This is a genomic window from Micromonospora sp. NPDC051006 (genome assembly GCF_044456245.1).
Classification (GTDB): Bacteria; Actinomycetota; Actinomycetes; order Mycobacteriales; family Micromonosporaceae; genus Micromonospora.
In genome coordinates, this window is record NZ_JBITFP010000037.1 from 22,042 (window position 1) to 40,339 (window position 18,298).

The 18,298-nt window shown below is 74.9% G+C and carries 18 protein-coding genes; 14 read left to right on the forward strand and 4 right to left on the reverse strand.

Annotated elements, in window-relative coordinates:
• Positions 1-137 precede the first annotated feature (137 nt).
• From ACIBBA_RS32400 to ACIBBA_RS32420, 5 genes are all read left to right on the forward strand, one after another.
• On the forward strand, positions 138-896 hold the full coding sequence (locus ACIBBA_RS32400) for a hypothetical protein (protein ID WP_396702538.1): 759 nt from the start codon (positions 138-140) through the stop codon (positions 894-896).
• 31 nt (positions 897-927) lie between these two features.
• The gene (locus tag ACIBBA_RS32405) at positions 928-1,389 is read left to right on the forward strand and encodes a phage holin family protein (protein ID WP_396702540.1); all 462 of its coding nucleotides are present in this window, start codon (positions 928-930) and stop codon (positions 1,387-1,389) included.
• Entirely contained in the window at positions 1,386-2,060 is a 675-nt protein-coding gene (locus tag ACIBBA_RS32410; RefSeq protein ID WP_396702542.1) for a DUF3618 domain-containing protein, read from the forward strand. The genes ACIBBA_RS32405 and ACIBBA_RS32410 overlap by 4 nt, the downstream gene beginning before the upstream one ends.
• A gap of 212 nt (positions 2,061-2,272) precedes the next feature.
• Positions 2,273-2,911: a cyclase gene (locus ACIBBA_RS32415; RefSeq protein ID WP_396702544.1), complete on the forward strand. Its 639-nt coding sequence runs from the start codon at positions 2,273-2,275 to the stop codon at positions 2,909-2,911.
• Complete coding sequence (locus ACIBBA_RS32420) at positions 2,908-4,083, forward strand: zinc-dependent alcohol dehydrogenase (protein WP_396702546.1); 1,176 nt, start codon at positions 2,908-2,910, stop codon at positions 4,081-4,083. The genes ACIBBA_RS32415 and ACIBBA_RS32420 overlap by 4 nt, the downstream gene beginning before the upstream one ends.
• Before the next feature lie 33 nt (positions 4,084-4,116).
• Here ACIBBA_RS32420 and ACIBBA_RS32425 read toward each other — a convergent pair whose 3' ends face one another.
• On the reverse strand, positions 4,117-5,364 hold the full coding sequence (locus tag ACIBBA_RS32425) for a cytochrome P450 (RefSeq protein WP_396702548.1): 1,248 nt from the start codon (positions 5,362-5,364) through the stop codon (positions 4,117-4,119).
• A 269-nt stretch (positions 5,365-5,633) separates the two neighbouring features.
• On the opposite strand from ACIBBA_RS32425, the gene ACIBBA_RS32430 reads away from it, so the two are divergent.
• Positions 5,634-6,029, forward strand: coding sequence for a hypothetical protein (locus tag ACIBBA_RS32430; protein ID WP_396702550.1), 396 nt, complete (start codon positions 5,634-5,636; stop codon positions 6,027-6,029).
• 11 nt (positions 6,030-6,040) lie between these two features.
• On the opposite strand, the gene ACIBBA_RS32435 is transcribed toward ACIBBA_RS32430, so the two are convergent.
• The gene (locus ACIBBA_RS32435) at positions 6,041-6,259 is read right to left on the reverse strand and encodes a DUF397 domain-containing protein (protein WP_396702552.1); all 219 of its coding nucleotides are present in this window, start codon (positions 6,257-6,259) and stop codon (positions 6,041-6,043) included.
• Positions 6,260-6,327: 68 nt separating this feature from the next.
• Here ACIBBA_RS32435 and pepN point away from each other — a divergent pair, with 68 nt between their 5' ends.
• A complete protein-coding gene (pepN, locus tag ACIBBA_RS32440) occupies positions 6,328-8,844 on the forward strand; it encodes an aminopeptidase N (protein WP_396702554.1) in 2,517 nt (838 codons plus the stop codon).
• Positions 8,845-8,898: 54 nt separating this feature from the next.
• On the opposite strand, the gene ACIBBA_RS32445 is transcribed toward pepN, so the two are convergent.
• Both ACIBBA_RS32445 and ACIBBA_RS32450 read right to left on the reverse strand, forming a co-directional pair.
• Complete coding sequence (locus ACIBBA_RS32445) at positions 8,899-10,104, reverse strand: FAD-dependent oxidoreductase (RefSeq protein WP_396702556.1); 1,206 nt, start codon at positions 10,102-10,104, stop codon at positions 8,899-8,901.
• 157 nt (positions 10,105-10,261) lie between these two features.
• A complete protein-coding gene (locus ACIBBA_RS32450) occupies positions 10,262-10,909 on the reverse strand; it encodes a PadR family transcriptional regulator (RefSeq protein WP_396702558.1) in 648 nt (215 codons plus the stop codon).
• A gap of 137 nt (positions 10,910-11,046) precedes the next feature.
• Here ACIBBA_RS32450 and nadD point away from each other — a divergent pair, with 137 nt between their 5' ends.
• From nadD to ACIBBA_RS32485, 7 genes are all read left to right on the forward strand, one after another.
• Complete coding sequence (gene nadD, locus ACIBBA_RS32455) at positions 11,047-11,643, forward strand: nicotinate-nucleotide adenylyltransferase (protein WP_350873974.1); 597 nt, start codon at positions 11,047-11,049, stop codon at positions 11,641-11,643.
• A 109-nt stretch (positions 11,644-11,752) separates the two neighbouring features.
• Positions 11,753-12,160, forward strand: coding sequence for a ribosome silencing factor (rsfS, locus tag ACIBBA_RS32460; RefSeq protein ID WP_350873975.1), 408 nt, complete (start codon positions 11,753-11,755; stop codon positions 12,158-12,160).
• Complete coding sequence (locus ACIBBA_RS32465) at positions 12,157-12,786, forward strand: histidine phosphatase family protein (RefSeq protein ID WP_396702561.1); 630 nt, start codon at positions 12,157-12,159, stop codon at positions 12,784-12,786. Before rsfS ends, ACIBBA_RS32465 begins: the two co-directional genes overlap by 4 nt.
• A gap of 44 nt (positions 12,787-12,830) precedes the next feature.
• A complete protein-coding gene (locus tag ACIBBA_RS32470; RefSeq protein WP_396702563.1) occupies positions 12,831-13,706 on the forward strand; it encodes a DegV family protein in 876 nt (291 codons plus the stop codon).
• 85 nt (positions 13,707-13,791) lie between these two features.
• Positions 13,792-14,559 carry an SDR family NAD(P)-dependent oxidoreductase gene (locus ACIBBA_RS32475; protein ID WP_396702565.1) on the forward strand — a complete coding sequence of 256 codons (768 nt, stop codon included), beginning with the start codon at positions 13,792-13,794 and terminating at the stop codon, positions 14,557-14,559.
• A 412-nt stretch (positions 14,560-14,971) separates the two neighbouring features.
• Complete coding sequence (locus tag ACIBBA_RS32480) at positions 14,972-15,790, forward strand: ComEA family DNA-binding protein (RefSeq protein WP_396702583.1); 819 nt, start codon at positions 14,972-14,974, stop codon at positions 15,788-15,790.
• Positions 15,787-18,186, forward strand: coding sequence for a ComEC/Rec2 family competence protein (locus tag ACIBBA_RS32485; protein ID WP_396702567.1), 2,400 nt, complete (start codon positions 15,787-15,789; stop codon positions 18,184-18,186). The genes ACIBBA_RS32480 and ACIBBA_RS32485 overlap by 4 nt, the downstream gene beginning before the upstream one ends.
• Positions 18,187-18,298: the final 112 nt, after the last annotated feature.

Genomic DNA, 18,298 nt, shown 5'->3' on the forward strand with positions numbered 1-18,298 from the left:
CGGCCGACCGCGGCGCAGAGAAATGACGGAACAGGTATGGACGCGGCAACGGAGGGTAGGTGAATCGGCGGCGGCGGGGCAGCCCGGCGCCGATCCCCCAGTGCAACCGCGACGGAATTGCGAGCGGAAGGGAAATCATGACTCACGATCTGTCACCCACCTCTTCGACGTACGACTCCAGCAACGGCGGCGGCGTCCGCGAGCAGGCCCGCCAGGTCGGCTCGGAGGCCGCGCACGCCGGCGGCGCGGTCGCCGAGACCGCCAAGGAACAGGGCAAGGAGGTCGGGCGCGAGGCCGCGCAGCAGGCGCGCAACCTCTACGGAGAGGCCCGCACCCAGCTCGCCGCCCAGACCGGCGAGCAGCAGCGTCGGGCCGCCGGCGGGCTCCGGTCGCTGGCCGACGAGATGCGCACGATGGCCGAGCAGGGTGGCCAGGCCGGCCCGGTGAGCGAGCTGGCCCGGCAGGCCGCCGACCGCGTGCACGGCGTCGCCGGCTGGTTGGAGGCGCGCGAGCCCGGTGACCTGGTCACCGAGGTGCGCGACTACGCCCGGCGCAACCCGGGCACCTTCCTGGTCGGCGCGGCCGTGCTCGGTGTGCTCGCCGGCCGGCTGACCCGCAACATCTCCGCCGCCGGTAGCGACTCCGGCCGGCAGGCCTACGACCGCTACGACGACCCCGAGCGCACCGCCGTCATCCCCACCCCGCCGGCCCAGCGCCAGGTCCCGGAGCAGGTGCCGCCGGGCGGCTACCTCGACCCGGCCCCGGGCGCGTACGCCGACCCGCAGACCACCACCAGCTACGCGGATCCGGCCGGGGGAACCGGCCAGCCGCTGCCGCCGGTGACCCAGACCGACCCGCTGCCCGGTGTCCCGTCGAGCGGGACGGTGCGTCCGTGACCGACCGAACCATCCGAAGGGAGGCGGCGGCATGAGCATGCCGACGCAGGGATCCGGACTGGACTCCGGGCCCGCCACGGGCGCCCCGCACACCGCGGCGGAGGTCAAGGGAAGTTCCATCGGTGAGCTGATGCGCCAGGTCACCAGCGACCTGTCCACCCTGATGCGGCAGGAGGTGGAGCTGGCGAAGGCCGAGATCCGCCAGGAGGGGCGGAAGGCGGGCAAGGCCGCCGGTCTCTTCGGCGGCGCCGGCTTCGGCGGCTACATGGTGGCCCTCTTCCTTTCGCTGGCCCTCTGGGCCGGGCTGTCCAACGTGATGGACGCCGGCTGGGCGGGGCTGATCGTGGCCGTCATCTGGGCCGCGATCGCCGCGGTCCTCTACTCCATGGCCAAGAAGAACGCGCAGCGCGTACGCGGCCTCAAGCAGACCAACGACAGCGTGCAGCGGATCCCCGACGCGCTCAAGCCCCACCCGGAGGGAGTCACCCGATGAGCACCGATCCCGACCAGATCCGCCGGGAGATCGAAGCCACCCGAAACAGCCTCAGCTCCGATGTGGACGCGTTGGCGTACAAGGTCAGCCCGAGCCGCATCGTCGACGACCGTAAGCAGCGGGCCCGTACCGCGCTGCAGAATGTGAGGGACAAGGTCATGGGAACCGCGTCGGACCTCGGCCACGGCACCGGCCACGCCGCCCACTCGGTGGGCGACCGCGCCTCGTCGGCGGCGTCCAGCGTCAGCGACGCCGCGCACTCGGCGGCCTCGACGGTCGGCGACGCCGCGCACTCGGCGGCGTCCACGGTCGGCGATGCCGCGCAGCGCGCGCCGCAGGTCATCCGGCAGAAGTCGGAGGGCAACCCGCTCGCCGCCGGCCTGATCGCGTTCGGCGTCGGCTGGCTGGCCTCCTCGCTGATCCCGGCGACCCGCCGCGAGCAGCAGGTGGCGACGCAGATCAAGGAGAAGGCCGGCGAGCACAGCGGCGCGGTGAAGGAGAAGCTGACCGAGGTCGCCGGCGAACTCCGGGACGAGCTGCGTGAGCCGGCGCAGCAGGCCACCCAGTCGGTGCAGGCGACCGCGCGGGACGCGGTGCACGCGGTCAAGGACGACACCCGCTCGGCCGCGCAGGACGTCAAGGGCCAGGCGCAGCAGGCCGCCGGCCGGTGAACTCCTGACCGATCCGGTCAGCGCGGACCCGCCCCGTGATCGGGTAGCGAACCGCCCGACCCCGCTCCGGACCAAGGTCCCGCCGGGGTCGGGTGGGGAAGCGCCCGATCACGGGGCGGAGTGCGTCCGGATCGTTGTTTCGAGCGGCGGGTGCGGGGTAGCGCTGCCGGTACGGGCGTCAGGCCCGCAGCAGCCCGGACGGAGGAGACGTGATGACCAGCAACGCGACGAGGTGGGCCCTGCTCGGCGCCGGCACACTGGCCGCCGCCGGGGTGGGCCGGGTGGTGGCCCGGCGGCGGCGCCGCCGGCAACCGGAGCGACGGGACGGCTGGTACGTGGTGCGTCGAGGGGTCACCGTGGACCGGCCCCGGGACGCGGTGATCGGGTTCTGGACCGACCGGGAGCGGCTGGACCGGGCGCTGGCCGAGTGGGCGAGCCTGGAGCAGCTCGACGGCGACCGCTGGCGGTGCGAGTCGATCGATCCGGCCGACGGGAACGGCGGCTGGCGGGCCGAGATCACCGTCGACGGGCCGGGCGTGCTGCGCTGGCGGGTCACCGACGGGCCGGTCCCGCAGCAGGGGCGGGTCGAACTGGTCGACGCCCCGCAGGGCCGGGGCACCGAGATCCGGGCCGAACTGCGCTACCGGGCCAACCCGCTGCGCCGGGCGTTCGGCCTGGCCGCCGGGAACGAGCCGGACCTGGCCCTGCGGGACACCCTGCGCCGGGTGAAGTCACTGATCGAGTGCGGCCAGATCATCGACACCCGGCACGACCCGTCCGGTCGCAGCCCGCGACAGGAGCGGGCGACCGACCGGGTCCGGGAGAAGTTGAGCACGGGAGGACGGGCATGAGGGCGCTGTGCTGGGAAGGCGTCGGGAAGCTGGCGGTACGCGATGTGCCCGAGCCCCGGCTCCGGGCCGACGGCGACATCATCGTCCGGGTGAGCGCGAGCAGCGTCTGCGGCTCGGACCTGCACCTGATCAACGGCTACCTGCCGGCGATGCGCGAGGGCGACATCCTCGGCCACGAGTTCATGGGCGAGGTGGTGGAGACCGGCCCCGGGGTGCGGCGTCTGCGGGTCGGCGACCGGGTCGTGGTCGGCTCGGTGGTGGCCTGCGGCGCCTGCTGGTACTGCCGCACCGAGCAGTACTCGCTCTGCGACAACTCCAATCCGCAGCCGGTCTTCACCGAGAAGCTCTGGGGTCACGCGCCGGCCGGCATCCTCGGCTACTCGCACGCGGCCGGTGGCTACGCCGGCAGCCACGCCGAGTACATCCGGGTCCCCTTCGGCGACATCGGCGCGTTCGCCGTTCCCGAGGGGGTGCGCGACGACGCCGTGGTGTTCACCTCCGACGCGCTGCCCACCGGCTGGATGGCGGCCGACTTCTGCGCCCTGAAGGGCGGCGAGGTGGTGGCCGTCTGGGGCGCCGGCGGGGTCGGCCAGATGGCGGCCCGCAGCGCGCAGATCCTCGGCGCCGAGCGGGTCATCGTCATCGACCGGCTGCCGGAGCGGCTGGCCACCGCCGCCGGGCGGCTCGGTGTGGAGACGATCAACTACGCCGAGACCGACGTCCTGGAGGCGCTCCGCGAGATGACCGCCGGGCGGGGTCCGGATGCCTGCATCGAGGCGGTCGGGATGGAGTCGCACGACGTCGGCCCGAGCTACGCGTACGACCGGGTCAAGCAGGCGGCCCGGTTGGAGACCGACCGGTTGGTCTCGGTCCGGCAGGCGATCATGGCCTGTCGCAAGGGCGGCACGGTGAGCATCGTCGGCGTCTACGCGGGTCTGGTCGACAAGTTCCCGCTCGGCGCGGCGATGAACAAGGCGCTGGTGCTGCGGATGGGGCAGATGCACGCCCAGCGCTACATCCCGATGCTGCTGGACCGGGTCGCCACCGGCGAGATCGATCCCGGCTACCTGGCCACCCACCCGCTGCCGCTGGAGCAGGGGGTACGCGGGTACGAGCTGTTCGAGAAGAAGCAGGACGGCTGCCTGCGTACGGTGCTGCACCCCGGCGCCTGACCGGCGGGGCCGGGCCGTGGTCCGGCCCGCCGGTCAGGCCGTGCGCCGCACGTTCGTGATCACGAAACCGCTGGGCGGCAGCGTCGGCAACCGGCGCAGGCTCACGGCCAGGTTCTGCGGCGGCACGTCGTAGCGCATGCAGCTGGTCAGGTTGGTCACCGCCCGCTTCATCAGCTCGATGGTGATCCACTCGCCGGCGCAGCGGTGCCCCGTGGTGTGCTCCCCGCCGCCCTGCGGGATCAGCCCGAACGGATCAGGCCGGCCTCCGGCGTGCCGTTCCGGCCGGAACAGCTCCGGCTCCGGCCACAGCGCCGGGTGGTGATTGGTGCCGTAGAGATCGAGCAGTACCCGCCGTCGGTGGGGGAAGTGGTAGCCCTGCCAGTCGAAGGAGCGCCGCACCCGGGCCGCGGCGACCGGAAAGAACGGGTAGGAGCGCCGGACCTCCTGGACGAACCAACCGGTGGCCTCGTCGTCGTCGCGGACCCGCTGTCGCCACGCCGGATGGTCGTGCAGGGCGAGCGCCGCGAAGACGATGAACCGGTCGACCGCGACGGTCGGCCGCAGCACGTTGAGCAGCTCGACGGCGGCGATCCGGCGCGGCAACGGCCGGCCGTGGGTGTCGTGGTGCTCGGCGATGACCCGCAGCGCGGTGCCGGCCGGCGCCGGCAGCGCGCCGGCCCGGACCCGGTCGACGAGGTCCGCCAGCCATCGTTCGCCGCGGCGGCGGGCCAGCAGCCCCCGCCAGTGCGTCGGCCCGATGGCCGCCCCGCTGCCGATCATCGCGTGCAGGTCGTCGGTGCGGCGAACGACCTGCCCCTCGGCCAGCGGCACTCCGGCCCAGGCGCAGACCGCCCGGGTGAGCATCCGCCCAAGCTCCCGGTAGAGCACCACCGGTCCGGCCCCCTCCCAGGCCGGGACCCGGGCCCGCCACTCGTCGTCGAAGAGCTGGGCCAGGTGCCGCACGGCGGTCGGCGTCATCAGCGCCATCAGCATCGTCTTGCGGTCCCGGTGTGCCGCGCCGTCCAGGCCCTGCACCCCGCCGCGTCCGATGAGCGTCCGCTGCACCCGCAGCGGCGTCGCGCCGGCCCGCTGGAAGCGCTCGGGGTCGTAGAAGAGTTCAGCGGCCGGCCGGCCGCGCAGGCAGATGGTCCGTCTCAGCAGCAGCCGGGTCTGGAAGATGTCGCTGTCGTACCGGTCGCAGCGCGCGCCGATGAACCGGTAGCCGTCGCGGAGCAGGGCGAGGGTGCTCTCCGGGCTGCGGTCGGCCGGGATCGTCGCCATCGGGCCTCCTGAGGCGGGTGACGGCCGTCGCCGCCGGATCTTCCTGACGCCGGACTACCCAGGTCAGGGCCCCTGAACCCCGCCGCCGGGCCGCCCGGGCCAACGCCGAGCGGGCCGGCGGGGGAGGGGCCAGCGGACCGGAGCGTCCGCTGGCCCCTCCCAGGAGCCCGCAAACCTGGTTGTCTGCGTGCAGCGGCCCCGCGCGGGCAGACGGCCGGAGGGTCGGCGCGGCGGGGCGGCACGGCACCACCGATCACGGGGAGGGACGAATGCGGGGCAACGGTTCGCCGTACTGGCGGAAGCGGGGGGCGGTCGGTGCGCTCGGCGTCGGGCCGGGCGGGGCGGACGCCCCGCTGATCGCGCCGCCTCGGCGGTCCACCCGACCGCCGCGTCACTTCACCGTGCACCTGGGCTTCACGGCGCCCGGCCCGGTGGACGCCCGGGAGCTGGCGGTCGCCTACGCCGAGGCGCTGAGCCTGCTGCGCCCCGAGCTGGCGCTCGGCGCGGCCGCCCTGTCACCCGCCGACGCCTGGCACCGGGCCGAGCGGCTCTTCTGCGGCGCTGTCGGCCCCGACAGGGAGCGCTGCGCCGACGTCGCCGGCCACCCCGGCTTCCACCACGCCCCCGGTCCGGGCGGCCTGGGCTGGGGCGACGGCGACTCGTGACGCCGGCCGGCTCAGTCCAGGTCGAACTCGCCGTCCTGGGCGCCCGCGACGAAGGCGTCCCACTCGGCCTGGGTGAAGACCAGCACCGGCCCGTCCGGCTCGGCCGAGTTGCGCATGCCGATCAGGTCGTCGACGAAGGCGACCTCCACGGCGCTCTCGGAAGTGTCGCCGTCGGCCCGCTGCCAGATCGCCCGGGACAGGTCGAAGTCGCCCTTGGGGTGCACAGACATGGTGTTTCCTCCAGTGCCACGCGTCGCGGGGGGAACGTCTCCGGATCCCCATCGGGCAGGATAAGCGGATGCCGAGCCTGACCCGTGTAGAGGCGACCGCGCGTGGCGCGTCGATCACCGTCGAGTCCTATCAGGTGGACCTCGACCTGACCGGCGGTGGCGAGCGGTTCCACTCGCACGTCACGATCCGGTTCCGGGCCACCCCCGGCACCGCGACCTTCGCCGAGGTCAAACCCGCCAAGCTGCTGGCCGTACGGCTCAACGGGGCCGACCTCGACCCCGACGCGCTCGACGACAACCGGCTGCCGCTGACCGGCCTGCGCGCCGAGAACACGCTCGTCGTCGAGGCCGAGATGGCCTACTCCAACACCGGCGAGGGATTGCACCGCTTCGTCGACCCGGCCGACGACGAGACCTACCTCTACGCGATGTCCTTCCTCGACGACGTGCAGCGCATCTTCGCCGCCTTCGACCAACCCGACCTCAAGGCGTCGGTCACCCTCGCGGTCACCGCCCCGCCGGAGTGGACGGTCGCCAGCAACGCCGAGGTGGCCGCCAGCCCGTCGCCCGGCCGCTGGGAGTTCGCCCCGACCGCGCCGCTGGCCACCTACTTCTTCTCGCTGATCGCCGGGCCCTACCACGTACGCCGCGACGAGCACGACGGGATCCCACTGGGCATCTACTGCCGCCGCTCGCTCGCCGAGCACCTGGACGCCGACGCCGAGGAGATCTTCACCGTCAGCAGACAGTGCCTGGACCGGTTCCACCAGCTCTTCACCGAGCGCTACCCGTTTGGCAAGTACGACCAGGCGTTCGTGCCGGAGTTCAACGCCGGCGCGATGGAGAACCCGGGTCTCGTGACGTTCCGCGACGACTACGTGTTCCGTTCGGCGGTGACCGACAGCCAGCGGGAGCTGCGGGCCACCACCATCGCCCACGAGATGGCGCACATGTGGTTCGGCGACCTGGTCACCATGCGCTGGTGGGACGACCTGTGGCTGAACGAGTCGTTCGCCGAGTACCTGGGCACCCGGGTGACCGCCGACGCGACCCGGTTCGACCAGGCCTGGACGACCTTCGCCATGCGCCGCAAAGCGTGGGGCTACGCCGCCGACCAGCGCCCCTCCACCCACCCGGTCGCTCCGCAGGAGGTGGCCGACGCCGCCCAGGGCCTGCTCAACTTCGACGGCATCTCCTACGCCAAGGGCGCGAGCGTGCTGCGGCAGCTGGTCGCCTGGCTCGGCGACGAGGCATTCCTCGCCGGCCTCAACGCGCACTTCGCGGCCCACCGCTTCGGCAACGCCACCCTCGACGACCTGCTGGCCAGCCTCTCCACCGCCAGCGGCCGGGACCTCTCCGACTGGGCAGAGCGCTGGCTGCGCCGGGCGCAGGTCAACACGTTGCGCGCCGAGGTCACGGTCGACGCCGACGGCCGCTACAGCGAGGTGGCCGTGGTGCAGACCGCTCCCGAGTCGCATCCGGTGCTGCGCCCGCACCGGATCGGCGTGGGCCGCTACGCCGTCGACGGCACGCGCGACCGGTTCGAGGTCGATCTCGACCCGGGCGCCGACGGCGGCCGAACGGTTCTCCACGAGCTGACCGGCGCGCCGGCCGCCCGGCTGCTGCTGCCCAACGACGGTGACCTGACCTTCGCCAAGGTGCGCCTCGATCAGGCCTCGGCCGACGCCGTACCGCTGGTGCTCCCCGGCCTGGCAGATCCGCTGGCCCGGGCGCTGCTCTGGAGTGAGGCGCTGGACGCGGCCACGGACGGCGAGCGTCCGGTCGCCGGGGTGGTCGCGCTGATCGCCGCCGCTCTCCCCGCGGAGACGGAGGTGATCATCACCGAGGACGTGCTCACGCTGAGCCGGTCGCTGGTCGACCGCTACCTCGATCCGGCCGCCCGGGAAGCGGCGCTGGCCCGGATCAGCGACGCCTGCGCCCGCCTGCTCGCCGACGCCGCCCCCGGCGGGTCGTTGCAGCTCGCCGCGGCCCGAGGACTGATCGCGGCCACCATCGACGCCGACCTGCTGACCGGTTGGCTGGCCGGCCGCGCGGTGCCCGCCGGGCTGGCCGTCGACGCCGAGCTGCGCTGGGCGGTGCTGCGCCGGCTGGTGGTGCTCGGCGCCGCCGGTGAGGCCGAGATCGCCGCCGAGGAGGCGGCGGACCCGAGCGCGGCCGGTGCCGAGCGGGCCGCCCGCTGCCGCGCGGCACTGCCCGACGCGGCGGCGAAGCAGGCGGCCTGGGAGATCATCGTCAGCAACACCGAGCTCTCCAACCGGCTGGTCGAGGCGACCGCGGAGGGCTTCTGGCAGCCCGAGCAGGCCGAGCTGACCGCGGCGTACGTCGAGCGGTACTTCGCCGAGATGCCCGCCGTGGCGCGGCTGCGTACCCCGTGGACCGCCGACCGGGTGGCCAGCCTGGCCTTTCCCCGCTACGCCGTGGCGCAGCCGACCCGGGAGGCGGCCGTGGCGCTGCTGGCCCGCGACGACCTGACGCCCGGCCTGCGCCGGGTGGTCACCGACGCCGACGACGACCTGCGGCGGGCGCTCATCGCCCGCACCGCGGTCGCCGCCGCCGCGGCCTGACCCGACCGCCGGCGCGCGCGAAAAGGCGGCGCGCGCCGGCGGCCCAGTGACGGGTCAGCGCACCGCCGGGTCGGAGGTCACCGGGGCGTCCCAGTCGATGACGTAGCGCTGCTCGTGACCCACCGTCCGCTCCGGGTCCATCGCGGTCTTCATCAGCAGCGGCATGAGCAGCGGCATCAGCGTCCGGGCCAGCGCGCCGGGCGCCTTGGCCCGGTTGATCCGGGCCGCCCGGGCGGCGACCTTCTCCACCCGGCCGCGCCGCAGCCGCTCGTAAGCGGCGAACGCCGCGCCGACGTCGGGCAGGTCGCGCAGGCAGCGGGCGAGCTGCACGGCGCTCTCGATGGCCAGCGACGCGCCCTGCCCGGAGCTGTTCGACGGCGCGTGCGCCGAGTCGCCGACCAGCACCATCCGGCCACGGTGCCAGCGCGGCACCGGCGGCATGATCAGCAGGGAGCCCACCACCTGCAGGTCGTCGGCGTCGCTGGTCAGCATCAGCTGCCGGCCGGGGTCGTCGTCGCCGTAGGCGGCGCGCAGGGCCCGCAGCCACTCGGCGGCCGGCACCGCGCGGGCCTCAGCGAGGGTCATCGGCCGCTCCTGCGGCAGGTTCACCCCCCACCGGGTGCCGCCGCCCGGCTCCGGCCAGTAGAGGTAGTAGCCGCGCCGGCCGAAGGCGAAGGTCATGGTGCCAGGCTCGGCGTCCACCTCGTGCCGGGCCACCGCCTCGAAGCCGAGCAGCCCGGTGGGGCGCGGGCCGGGCGCGTCCGGGTCGATGAGCGTACGGACCGTCGAGCGGATTCCGTCGGCGCCGACGAGGATGTCGGCGGTGGCGGTGCTGCCGTCGGCGAACCGCGCCGTGACGCCGGCCGCCGTCTCCCGCGCGTCGACCAGGCGCTTGCCGTACGCGATCGGCACGCCCTCGGCGACGGCCCGGTCGTGCAGCGCGCGGTGCAGATCGGCGCGGTGCACCACCCGCAGCGGCGGTACGCCGGCCAGCCCCGGCAGTTCGAGGTGTCTACGGCCGACGCCCATCGCGGTGCGGTGGATCGGGGTGGCGATCTCGGTCACCGGGCTCTCCGCGCCGACGGCGCGCAGCGCGGCGACGCCGTTGGGGGCGAGCGCGATGGTGCCGCCGAGGCCGTCGGCGCTGCTCGGGTACGCCTCGTGGACGGTGGCGGTGATGCCGGCGCGGTGCAGCGCCAGCGCGGTCACCGGGCCGGCGATGCCGCCGCCGATGACGATGGCCGTGCTCACTGTGGTCATGGTGCTCTCCCTGGTCGTCGGTGCTCGCGGGTGGCACCGACCTGGGAGGGAGCCCGGCTATCCTCGTGGTTGCCGCTTCGGGCCGGAGCACCTTCCCAGGTGCGGTACCGAGGTAGGGCCCCGGCGTGGTGTTGGCGCACCGCGTCGGGGCCGTCCGTCACTGCGTGGGGCCGCCCCTCTCGGCGAGATCGGTCAGCTCCGGCGGCAGCTCGCCGGTCTCGTGGAAGGCCCGCCACTGGTCGAGCCCCGGGTAGGTGCCGGCGCGCAGCTCGGCCAGCAGGGCCCGGATCCAGGTCGCCTCGGCCTCCCGGATGGCCAGGTCGTACTCCGACTCGACCAGGAACAGTCGCGGGATCTGCCGCAGGTGCTCGGTGAGCGCGTCGCGCCCGGCCCGGATCCCCTCCTCCAGCAGCTCCAGGCGTTGCCGCAGCAGCTCGGCCGCCTCGTCGGGGTGCAGCACGGCGAGCACGGAGAGCCCGGCGCGGAAGCGGGGGTGCTCCGGTTCCGGGGTCGACACCAGCTCGCGCGCCCAGTCGACCAGCTCGGCCCGGCCCGCGTCGCTGATCTGGTAGACGGTGCGCTCGGGACGCCGGCCGGCTCGGACGCTCTCCACCGCCGTGATCAGACCGTGCCGGTCCAGGTTGCGGACGACGGTGTAGAAGGAGCCCCACTTGATCTCCATGTCCTGGTCCTTGCCCCAGGCGCGCAGAGTGGTGGCGATCTCGTACGGGTGCATGGGCCGCTGGGCGAGGGCGGAGAGCACGGCCAGGGCCAGCAGGTTGCCGACCTTGCGCTGCCTCGGCATACCGGCCTCCGGTGCTCGGTAGCGATTACTTGCGGACGAGTATATGGCCGGAGCTTCCCACGGGGCCACCCCGTCCGGAAGGTCACGCCGGGCTGGGCCCGAGCCGGCGGCGACGGCGTCCGGCCTACGATCACGGGGTGGAGGAAGATATCCGGCGGATCGGGATCATGGGTGGCACCTTCGACCCGATCCACCACGGGCACCTCGTGGCAGCAAGCGAGGTGGCGGACCGGTTCGGTCTCGACGAGGTGGTCTTCGTCCCCACCGGTCAGCCGTGGCAGAAGGCGGACGAGCCGGTCAGCCCGGCCGAGGACCGCTACCTGATGACGGTGATCGCCACCGCCTCCAACCCCCGCTTCCAGGTCAGCCGGGTCGACATCGACCGCGGCGGCCCCACCTACACCGTCGACACCCTGCGCGATCTGCAGAACGAGTACGGGCCGAAGGTGCAGCTCTACTTCATCACCGGCGCCGATGCGCTGTCGAAGATCCTCTCCTGGAAGGACCTGGACGAGATCTTCGAACTGGCCCACTTCATCGGGGTGACCCGGCCGGGGTTCAAGCTCACCGACGAGCATCTGCCCGCCGACACGGTGAGTCTGGTGCAGGTGCCGGCGATGGCCATCTCGTCCACCAACTGCCGCGACCGGGTCGCCCGGGGCGAGCCGGTCTGGTACCTGGTGCCCGACGGTGTGGTGCAGTACATCGCCAAGCGGCGCCTCTATCAGGCCTGACGACGCCCGCTATGCGGCGTCTGGCCGGGTAATCGACCAGAACTGACAAGTCGGGACGCCGCCGCGTGTGAGACGCTTGGAGGGTCGCACGGTTGATCGAAGGAGAACGGTGACAGTTTCTGAACGCGCGTACGAGCTGGCGACCGCCGCGGCCCAGGCCGCCGCCGACAAGAAGGCGCAGGACATCGTCATCATCGATGTAGGCGACCAGCTCGCCATCACCGACGCGTTCCTGCTCGCCGCGGCCCCGAACGAGCGTCAGGTGCTCGCCATCGTCGACGCCATCGAGGAGCGCCTGCTGGAGCTGCCGGAGAAGGCCAAGCCGGTGCGGCGCGAGGGCGAGCGCGGCGGTCGGTGGGTGCTGCTCGACTACGTCGACATCGTGGTGCACGTCCAGCACACCGAGGAGCGCGAGTTCTACGCCCTCGACCGGCTGTGGAAGGACTGCCCGACGATCCCGTTCGTCGACCGTGACCTGGTCGACGCCGAGTCCGGCACCGGTTCCGCCGCGGAATGACCCGCCTGATCATCTGGCGGCACGGCAACACCGACTGGAACGCCGCCAACCGGGTCCAGGGCCAGACCGACGTACCGCTGAACGATCTCGGCCGGGAGCAGGCCCGCGCCGCCGCGCCGCTGCTCGCCGGGCTGCGTCCGGACGCCCTGGTCGCCAGCGACCTCAGCCGGGCCGCGGAGACCGCTGCCGCGCTGGCCGCCCTGACCGGGCTGCCGGTACGCAGCGACGCCCGGCTGCGGGAACGTCACTTCGGGCGCTGGCAGGGGCTCACCCTCACCGAGGTCGCCGAGCGGTTCCCCGCCGAGTACGCCCGCTGGCGGGCCGGTGACCCCGACCCGGGGGCGGAGATCGAGACCCTGGACGACCTGGGCAAGCGGGTCGGCGCGGCGCTCACCGAGGCCGCCGACGCCGTGCCCGGCGGCACCGTCGTGGTCGCCACCCACGGCGGCGGGGCTCGGCAGGGCGTCGGGCACCTGCTCGGCTGGGAGCCGGGCGTGCTGCGTACCGTCGGCTCGCTGCAGAACTGCCACTGGACCGAGCTGCGCCACGACGACGTACGGGGCTGGCACCTGCGGTCGCACAACGTCGGTCTGGTCGTCGCGCCGGCCGTCGCCGACGCGGTCTGACGCGGCCTCGTCGGGCGGGGTCGGCATCGGCTAGCGTGCCGGGCATGCCCGTCGCGGTCGTCACCGACTCCACCGCCTACCTCCCGCCCGAGCTGGTGCACGCGCACCGGCTGACCGTGGTGCCGCTGACCGTCGTGATCAACGGCGCGGAGGGGCTGGAGGGGGTGGAGGTCCACCCCACCGACGCGACCCGGGCGCTCAGCGGCCGGCGGGTCTCGGCGAGCACCTCCCGCCCCGCCCCGGAGCAGTTCGCGCAGACGTACCGCGAGCTGCTCGACGCCGGCGCGGAGGGTGTGCTGTCGGTGCACCTGTCGGCGGAGCTCTCCGGCACGGTCGAGGCGGCCCGGCTGGCCGCCGACGAGCTGGGCGGGCGGGTCGCGGTGGTCGACAGCCGCTCCACCGGCCTGGGCCTGGGTTTCCCGGTGCTCGCCGCCGCCGAGGCCGCCGCCGGGGGCGCGGACCTGGCGGGGGTACGCCAGGCCGCGCTCGACGCCGTGGCCCGGACCACCATCTACTTCTACGTGGACACCCTGGAGTTCCTCCGCAAGGGTGGCCGGATCAACGCGGCCGAGGCGCTGCTCGGCACCGCGCTGTCGGTGAAGCCGATCATGCACATGCCGGACGGGGCGATCGTGCTCAAGGACAAGGTCCGCACCGCCAGTCGGGGTGTTGCACGGCTGATCGACCTGGCCGTCGAGGCGGCCGGGGACGCCGAGGTCGACCTGGGCGTGCACCACCTCGCCGCGCCGCAGCGGGCCGAGGCGCTGCGCGCCGCGCTGATCGAGCGGCTCGGCGACCAGGTGCGCGAGACGTACCTGTCGGAGGCCGGCGCGGTGGTCGCCGCGCATGCCGGACCGGGCCTGGCCTGCGTGGTGGTGCACCGCCGTCCGGCGGCGTCCGGCGACCCCGGCCAGACCTGACGGACGCTGTCGAACTGCCCCAAATTTGAGACCGCAGGGCTGAGCAGGCCGGCCGTCGGTGTGTGCCGGGAGAGGAGCAGCGGCGGTGTCCTTTGTGGTGACCGGCGGAGGCCGGGGAGTGGGTCGGGCCATCGTGCAGCGGCTGCTGGCCGGTGGCGGCACCGTGGTCGTGGTCGAGCACGACGCCGAGGCGCTCGGCTGGCTTGTCGGCCACCCGGCCGCCGACCGCCTGATCGGCGTGGTCGGCGACGCCGGTGACGAGGACGTCATCGCCCGCGCCGCCGACCTCGCCGAGCGGGCCGCGCCGCTGACCGGGTGGGTCAACAACGCGGCGGTGTTCCGGGACGCCTCGGTGCACGCCGCGCCGGTCGGCGAGGTGCTCGACCTGATCGGGGCCAACCTGCGGCCGGCCGTCGCGGGCGCCGCGACGGCGGTCCGCCGGTACCTCGCCGCCCGCACCGGCGGGGCGATCGTCAACGTCTCCTCCCACCAGGCCACCCGGCCGGTGCCCGGCTGCCTGCCGTACGCCACCGCGAAGGCCGCGGTCGAAGGGCTGACCCGGGCCCTCGCCGTCGAGTACGGGCCGCAGGGAGTCCGGACCAACGCGGTCGCGCTGGGCTCGATCGGCACCGAGCGGCACGCCGACTTCCTCGCCGGGCAGGGCCCGGCCGAGGCCGCCCGCATTGGCGCCGAGCTGAACCGGCTGCATCCGGTGGGCCGGATCGGTCGGGTCGAGGAGGTGGCGGACGCCGTCGCGTGGCTGCTCTCGCCGTCGGCGGGCTTCGTCAACGGAGTGATCCTGCCGGTCGACGGCGGGCGCGCGGCGCTCGGCCTTGACCCGGAAGGGCACTGACCTGCCGCGCTGACCTGCCGCGCTGACCTGCCGCCGACCTGCCGCCGACCTGCCGCCGACCTGCCGCCGACCCTGCTAGCACAGAGCGGCGTGATCAGGGCGTTTTCCACAGCCCGCTCAACCGTCCACAGCCGACGCCGGGCGGGGCCGTCCCGGCCGGTAGCGGCCGTAGCGTCACGCCGTGTCACACGACGACGAGACCGTGGTACGGCAACGCCTGCTGCGCCTGACGGCCGCACCGCCGACCGGGCCGGAACCGGCAGCCGCATCGTCGCTCGCCGACCCGGTCACGGCGCACCCGACCCACCCCGCCCCGGCGGACCGCGCGCCGCTGCACCGCCCGGCCCCTGGTGCGCCGGTGGACCTCGCGACCTCCAGCGCGCCGCTGGGCCGTGTGGCATCGGATGCTCCGCTGGACCGCCTGGCCGCCAGCGCGCCGCTGGACCGTGCGGCGTCGGCCGCGCTGCCGGACGGTTTGGCGTCGGGTGCGCCGTTGGACCGTGCGGTCACCGGCGTGCGGGTCGCCTTGCCCGACGAGGGGGCTGACCGGTCGGCGGCGGGTGAGCCGGCGGCGCGTGCGGCGCCCCGGCTGCCCGGACCGGGCGCATTCGATCCGGGGCGGCGTGGGGTGCGTGCCCTGGCGGCCGTGGCCGTGGTGGTGGTGCTCGGGGCCGGGCTCTGGGCCTGGCGCTCCCGGCCACGCGCCGAGCCGGTCCCGTCACCGGCGAGCGCCGCTGCCCCCGTCGCGGCCGACGTCACCGAGGCGGGGCCCACCCCGGCCGGTGAGCTGGTGGTGGCCGTCGCGGGCAAGGTACGCCGTCCCGGGCTGGTGCGTCTGCCGCCCGGTGCCCGGCTCGCCGACGCCGTGGCGGCGGCCGGTGGGGCGCTGCCCGGGGTCGACGTGGCCCTGCTCAACCCGGCCCGCAAGGTCGTCGACGGCGAGCTGATCGTGGTCGGGGTGCCCGCGCCGCCCGGCGCCGCCGGCCAGCCGGCGCCCGGTGCGGCACCGCCCGGCGCGGGCGCGGCCCCCGGCGCCGGCGGGCCGGTCAACCTCAACACCGCGACCCTGGCGCAGCTCGACGCGCTGCCCGGGGTCGGTCCGGTGCTCGCCCAGCGCATCCTCACCCACCGCGAGCAGCACGGTGGCTTCCGGTCGGTCGGCGACCTGCGGCAGGTCGAGGGAATCGGCGACGCCCGCTACGAGCAGCTCAAGGAACTGGTGACGGTGTGAGCACGCCGGCAGAATCCGCGTCCGGCACGGCGCTGACGGCCGACCCGCCGGACCTGCGGCTGGCCGGGCTGGCGGTGGCGGCCTGGCTCAACGCCCTGGCCGGGCTGTACCTCGACGCGCCGAGCGCGCTGCTGATGGCCGGGGTGGCGGCCGCGCTGGCGGCCGTCGGTGCGCTGCACCTGCTGGGTCTGCTCGGGCGGCCGCGGGCCGTCGTCCGGCGCTACGGGTGGATCGCCGTCGCGGTGGCGCTCGGCGTCGTCTGCGGCGGCACGGCCACTGCCGCCCGGCTGGCCGTACGGGACGCGCCCGCCGTGCGTGTCCTCGCCGAGCAGCGGGCGAGCGTCACCGCCGAGTTGGTCGTACGGGACGATCCGCGACCGATCCGCGGCGCCCCCGGTCGCCCGGCCACCCTGCTGGTGCCCGCCCGGCTGGTCGGCCTCGTCGGGCCGGACGGCCAGCGGATCAGCGCGTCCGTCCGGGTGCTCGCGCTGGCCACCGACCCGGCCTGGCGTGGACTGCTGCCCGGGCAGCGGCTCGCCGCGGAGGGGCGGCTGGGCCTGCCCCGTGGCGGCGACCTCACCGCGGCCGTGCTCAGCGCCGCCGGTCCGCCGCTGCGGCGCGGTCCACCGTCCTGGCCGCAGCGCGCCGCCGGATCGCTCCGCGACGGGCTGCAACGGGCCTGCGCACCGCTCCCCGCCGAGCAGGGCGGGCTGTTACCCGGGTTGGTGGTCGGCGACACCAGCCGGCTGCTGCCCACCGTCGAGGAGGACTTCCGGGCCACCGGCATGACCCATCTCAACGCGGTCTCCGGCTCCAACGTGGCGATCGTCGTGGGTGCGGTGCTCCTGCTGGCCCGCTGGTCCCGGGCCGGGCCGTGGCTCGCCGCCGGCCTCTGCGCGGTGGCCCTGGTGGGCTTCGTCATCCTGGTCCGCCCCTCGCCGAGCGTGGTGCGTGCCGGCACGATGGGCGCGATCGGGCTCGCCGCGCTGGCCGCCGGCCGCCCCCGTGCCGCGCTGCCGGCGCTGGCTGCCGCGGTCACCGCGCTGGTGCTGGTCGACCCGGAACTGGCCGGCGACCCGGGCTTCGCGCTCTCCGTGCTCGCCACCGGAGGCCTGCTGTTGCTTGCCCCGCGGTGGCGCGACGGGCTGCGCCGGCGGGGCGTGCCGGCCGGGCTGGCCGAGGCGCTGGCCGTGCCCGCGGCCGCCCAGTTGGCCTGCGGACCCGTGGTCGCCGGGCTCTCCGGCACGGTCAGCCTGGTCGCGGTGCCGGCCAACCTGCTCGCGGTGCCGGCCATCGCGCCGGCCACGGTGCTCGGGGTGCTGGCCGCGATGATCTCACCGCTCTGGCCGGCCGGCGCGGAGTTCGTCGCGTGGCTGGCGAGCTGGCCGGCGTTCTGGTTGGTGCTGGTGGCCCGGCACGGCGCCGCGTTGCCGGCGGGCACGCTGCCCTGGATGGGCGGGGTTCCGGGCGCGCTGCTGTTGGCGGCGTTGACCGTGGCGCTGCTGGTCGCCACCCGGCGGCCGGTGGTCCGTCGACTGGTGGCGGTGGTGACCGTCGCGGTGGTGCTCGGCACCCTGCCGGTCCGGCTGGTCGCCCGGGGCTGGCCACCCTCCGGCTGGGTGGTGGTCGTCTGCGCGGTCGGGCAGGGCGACGCGGTGGTGCTTCCGGTCGCGACCGGGCGGGCGGTGGTGGTCGACGCCGGGCCGGAGCCGGCCGCGGTGGACGGCTGCCTGCGCCGGCTCGGCATCCGTGAGGTGTCGTTGCTGGTGGTGAGCCACTTCCACGCCGACCACGTGGGCGGGGTCGCCGGCGTGTTCCGTGGGCGGCGGGTGGGCGAGGTGCTCACTCCGGCGTGGAGCGAGCCGGAGACCGGGCAGGAACTGGTCCGGGCGGCGGCGGCCGGTGGGCGGGCCCGGCTGGTCACCGCGCCCGCCGGCTGGACGTACCGGGTCGGTGGGGTGGCGCTGGTCGTCCTCGGTCCGCCGTACCCGCTGCGGGGCACCCGGTCTGATCCGAACAACAACTCGCTCGTGCTGCGTGCCACGGTGGCGGGGGTGCGGATCCTGCTTCCAGGTGACGCGGAGTCCGAGGAGCAGCAGGCTCTGCTGGACCGGATGCCGCCGAGCGCGTTCCGGGCCGAGGTGTTGAAGGTGGCGCACCACGGGTCGGCCTATCAGGACGGGGCCTTCCTGGACGCGGTCCGCCCGGCCGTCGCGCTGGTGCCCGTGGGGACGGGTAACACGTACGGGCATCCGCACCCGGCGCTGCTCGCGCGGCTCTCACGAGGCGGGGCGCGAGTGCTGCGTACGGACACCGACGGTGACGTGGCGGCCGTGCGCGGGGACTCCGGCCTCGCGGTGGTGGCGCGGAGCGTCCGCCCCGGGACGCAGTCCTGACCGGGCGGGCGACGGCCGGCCGGGACGGTCCACGGGCGGCGGGTGGCGCGACCCACCGCGCGCCGGCCGGGTCCACCGGCGGCGGGTGGTGCAGCCAAACTCACCGGCCAGG